General features: G+C 75.1%; 1 protein-coding gene and 1 pseudogene. Both read right to left on the bottom strand.

What is annotated here, in order from left to right; translation table 11 throughout:
• The coding region (locus AB0I68_RS39025) for an NAD-dependent epimerase/dehydratase family protein (protein WP_363182198.1) at positions 1-1,108 on the bottom strand (1,108 nt) is incomplete at its 3' end.
• A pseudogene (locus AB0I68_RS39020) lies at positions 1,105-1,761 on the bottom strand (hypothetical protein); the annotation flags it as partial. The gene AB0I68_RS39025 and the pseudogene AB0I68_RS39020, both read right to left, overlap by 4 nt.

The raw sequence follows: 1,761 nt of genomic DNA, 5'->3' as shown, positions 1-1,761 counted from the left end.
GTGCGGTGCGCGGCGCGGGGCGGGCCGGCGCGAGGGAGCCGGTGGAGGCTGCCGGGCCGGCGGTCCAGGCGGCGACCCCGCCCCCCGCCGTCACCCACTCGTGCAGCGCCCGCAGTCCTTCGGCCTGGGTGCGCGGAGCCGTGTATCCGAGGTCGTACCGGGCGGCAGTGGTGTCGTACGTCGCCGAACGGGTCAGCAGCGCCAGCATGTAGCGGCTCAGCGGCGGACCCGTGTCCGGGCCTCTTCCCCTGCCCCCGGATCGGTGGTGCAGGTGCCAGCCCGTCTCGACCGCCGCGGCAATTCCGCGGCCGAGGCGGAGCGGGATGCGCGGAGCGGGCGGCCGGCAGCCGAAGAGGGCGCCGACCCGGGCCAAGAAGGGCCACAGGTCCGTCTCCTCGCGGTCCACGACGAAGTAGGCCTTGCCGCCGACCCGCGCGGCGGGGGCGACGGCAGCCCGCAGGCAGGCGTCCACCGCATTGTCGACGTGGCACAGCGACACCAGGACCCGCTTGCCGCCTGACAGGTCGGGCAGCCGGCCGCAGCGCATGGCGTCGACCATGCGCGGCAGGAATCCGGCGTGGTCACGCGGCCCCCAGATGCCGCGTGGGCGCACCGCGCAGGTGGTGAACTGCGGGCCGTCGGCCGCCCGTACGTGCTGCTCGGCGATCGCCTTCGTCTCGCAGTAGTGGTTGAACCACCGCTGCGGGAACGGGGTGCTCTCGTCGATGCCGAGGCGGTCGCCCTCCCGTACCCGCATCAGCGCGCTCGGGCTGGAGACGAACACGAATCGCCGCGCCCCCGCCGACCGCGCCGCCGCCAGCAGCCGCAGCGTGCCGGTGACGTTGGCGGCCTCGAACTGCGCGCGGCTGCCGTGGTCGACGACCCGTGCCGCGCTGTGCAGCACCGCTTCGCAGCCCTCTGCCGCCCGACCCAGTGAGCCGCCGTCGGCGAGATCGCCGGTGACGACCTCGACACCGGGCAGGGAGCGCAGCCGTACGGCATCGCTGCCGGGCCGTACGAGGGCGCGGACCTGATGGCCTTGGCGCAGGGCGCCGTCGGCCAAGTGCCCGCCCAGGAATCCGGATGCTCCGGTGACCAGGACCTTCACCGTGCCCGCCCCCGGGTCCCGAGCCTCGCACGTGAGAACAGCGGGGCGGGCCGGAGCTGCTGCCGCTCGGCCCAGCGAGCCAGCTCCTCGCGGCCGATCTTGGCGTTGTGCCGGATGTCCACGGGGAAGCCGGGGTGGCGCAGGAACTCCCGGAGGCCGGTCGTCGCGGCGTGCGCCTCGGCCATCGCGCGCAGCTCGGCCACCAGCCTCCTCCACCCGCTGTCGTCGAGCGCTGCCTCCTGCGTCCCGGTCTCGATCTCCACGCAGACGATCGGCCGCTGTGCACCGGCCTGCCCGATGCCTACCAGGGCGGTGCGCCGGACCAGGGGATGGGCGTTGAAGACGCCCTCGCAGCGCACGGTGTGCAGGTCCCGGTAACCGGTGCGCACCCGCTGCGCGGCGCGGCCGCAGAACCACAGCCGCCCCTCGTCGTCGAGGCGGCCGAGGTCGCCGGTACGGTGCCAGATGCGCGGGGCTTCGCCTCCGGGGCGCGCCTCGGTCGCCTTGTGCAGGGCGTCGCACTGCGGTGCACGGTGGTAGTGCCGGCTGACGGAGTCGCCGTGGACCAGGATCTCGCCGACGTGCCCGGCCGGCAGGCTGCGTGCGGGGTCCAGGCGGGCGAGCGGGCCGTCGGTGACGGGGGCGATGGTCAC

Source organism: Streptomyces sp. NPDC050448 (genome assembly GCF_040655295.1).
Taxonomy (GTDB): Bacteria; Actinomycetota; Actinomycetes; order Streptomycetales; family Streptomycetaceae; genus Streptomyces.
The sequence above is the reverse complement of the archived record's forward strand: the minus strand, read 5'-3'. Positions and strand labels throughout refer to the sequence as shown.